Genomic DNA, 2397 nt, shown 5'->3' with positions numbered 1-2397 from the left:
TCCTCACCAGCCATACGTCCTAGTTTTTCTGCGATCTCTTGCAAACCCTTGTGCTTATTCAGAAACTCAGCGTGGCGCTTCATGATGGTTAGGTCTGTTTTGCTTAATTTGGCCGATGCCATGTCCCACAAACGCCCTACACTGCCTTCATCGCCCGACTCTGTCACTTTGTCCATGTTTTTCATGGTTTCCATGCGCTGATAAAGATCAGCTAAGACTTTTTCTTTGCTTGTTTCGAGTTCGGTGACTTGAGCTTGTTTGATGGCATCTGACAGCGATTGGTACCATTGATCACAAAAGTAATGTGGAAACATCGCGTTATAAACACCTTTATTGTTTTCCATCAAACGTCTTGCTTGTAGATAAAATGCTGAGTGCCACTCCAGCTTCTTAATAACGCGATCAATCTCGTCAAAAAACTGAGATTCATCCCAGTAAATCACTTCTTGGTAAAGTGCGATTTCCTCTTGGAAACGGTCGGTTTCACACACTTTAGTGACGCGTTTTTTTACTTTACCGCGCCATTTAACTAAGTGGTTTTTGACTGATGTTTTCACACCTTTATTCTCAGCAGCCATCATCACTTGAGAACGAGCGATAAGATCATTCATCGCGGTATCAATGATACCAGAGTCAGCCACCATCAAAGCGAGGTTTAAGCCGTCAGCTCCTAACATATGCTCCCCCTCTTACTCAAAGTACTGACTCATGAACTTAATGCGTTGCGCGATCTTGCTACTCTTCACTTTTGTCGTTTCAAGCTCTTGTGTTACCGCCTGTAAGCTTGATTCCATCGCTTTCGGTAAATCAGGGTCAATATAGTTATGCGGTAATGCGTCATGGAATTCAGTGCGTACTCTTTTTAACTTGAATTCAGCTGCAGTTAACTGTTCTAGGGCTTTCTCAGCGCCGTTCAACCACTTGTTATACAGTTCTTGATCTAAACCGTCAGTAGTCACCACACTCACCAATACAGAACGATTAGCAATATCTTTGATCACTAATTGATTCGATGCATCCAAGTCGAGCTTTAAACGGCATAGATTTTTGTTTTCGTTTACGTAACCGTAAATGTCGCCATGACCTTCTTTTAGAACACGGTCAAAATCATCTTTGGCTACATACACCCAACGACTATCGCCTTTCTCAGATTCAGACACCGACATATTGCTTTGCAGCATAACCAATTTAATAAGATTGTATGCGCTACCGACGCTGTACATTTTCGCGTTCTTGATATCATGTTGGTAAACGTCTTTACGTCGTAAGCCACTGGTTGACTCCACAGAGAGCGACACCGACAGAGTCGATTCAACATCATCTTGAATCTCTTCTAGCTCTTCACGAGACATTTCGATTTGAGATTTAGACTCTTGCTGATCAAACGCTCGGTTCAACGCAAAATCTTTTACAACGCTACGAACCACATCGCGAGATTCAGGGCTATGCCACAAACAATCTTGAAGAAGCATAATATCGAGCGGGTTAACGCTATCACGGCCACTGAAGAATGCGCTCGCTTTCAATAGTTTAACCGCTTTCTTCCAGCGTCTGTCCGAAACATACAAATCCGACTCTGATGCTGAACCTTGCTTCTTAACCGTGTCTTCAAGCATGGTTTTTAGCTCAAATAACTTGTTAAACGAGTTATCCGTCAGCTCCAGATTATCGAGTTCTTTCTGCCATTGATGATATTCAATGTCTGTAATCGCTAACCCTTTTGGAATGACGGCTTCTTGAGAAGTACCTGTCGTTAGCATCGATTTGAAGTTTTGTTTGTTTTGAATACGGTTGACGAACACACGAACTAACATTCGATCATAAAGTGCTTCTAGGCCGCTGTCTTCATCTGGAAGTTCATTAGACGCTGAAACCAACAAGCGCATCGGCACGCGCTCAATGTCTGCGCCATTTTTAAATGTCTTTTCGTTAACCACAGTCAGTAACGTATTGAGAATGGCAGGGCCTGCTTTCCAGATCTCATCAAGGAATACAACTTGCGCGGTTGGTAGGTAGCCTTCGGTCAGCCTTACGTAACGACCGTTGTCTTTTAATTCTTGAATGCTTAGTGGGCCGAACACTTCCTCAGGAGTAGAGAAACGTGTCATCAAATATTCGAAGTAGCTACTGTTGTCAAAAGCCTGGATGAGGCGTTTAGCGATAAGGCTTTTTGCGATACCCGGAGGGCCCAATAGGAACACACTTTCGCCAGCCAGAGCCGCCAGTAAACAAAGCTTAATGGTGTCTTCTCTTTCATAAACGCCATCAGAGAGAGCATGCGCTAATTTATTGATTCTTTCAGAGAGTAGCGCCTTGTCAGCATGTGAGGAAATAGAAGGGTTCATGCGTTACTCCGAAAATCTTTGAACAGTTGAGAGTGTAGATACGTTTTTATAC

At 43.3% G+C, this 2397-nt stretch carries 1 protein-coding gene and 1 pseudogene; both read right to left on the bottom strand.

What is annotated here, in order from left to right; genetic code table 11:
* Positions 1-677 (bottom strand): annotated as a pseudogene (locus AB4496_RS10155) (ATPase RavA stimulator ViaA); the annotation flags it as partial.
* A 12-nt stretch (positions 678-689) separates the two neighbouring features.
* The gene (locus AB4496_RS10150; RefSeq protein ID WP_012600558.1) at positions 690-2345 is read right to left on the bottom strand and encodes an ATPase RavA domain-containing protein; all 1656 of its coding nucleotides are present in this window, start codon (positions 2343-2345) and stop codon (positions 690-692) included.
* Between the last annotated feature and the right edge of the window lie 52 nt (positions 2346-2397).

Origin of the sequence: Vibrio sp. 10N.222.46.A1, from assembly GCF_041473595.1 — a bacterium.
In the GTDB taxonomy this organism is placed as follows: Bacteria; Pseudomonadota; Gammaproteobacteria; order Enterobacterales; family Vibrionaceae; genus Vibrio; species Vibrio tasmaniensis_A.
This window is presented reverse-complemented; position numbering and strand designations above follow the sequence as displayed.

Bases quoted from the DNA above. Each gene is read 5' to 3' on its own strand.
- AB4496_RS10150 (WP_012600558.1), bottom strand. From the start codon at position 2,345: ATGAACCCTTCTATTTCCTCACATGCTGACAAGGCGCTACTCTCTGAA.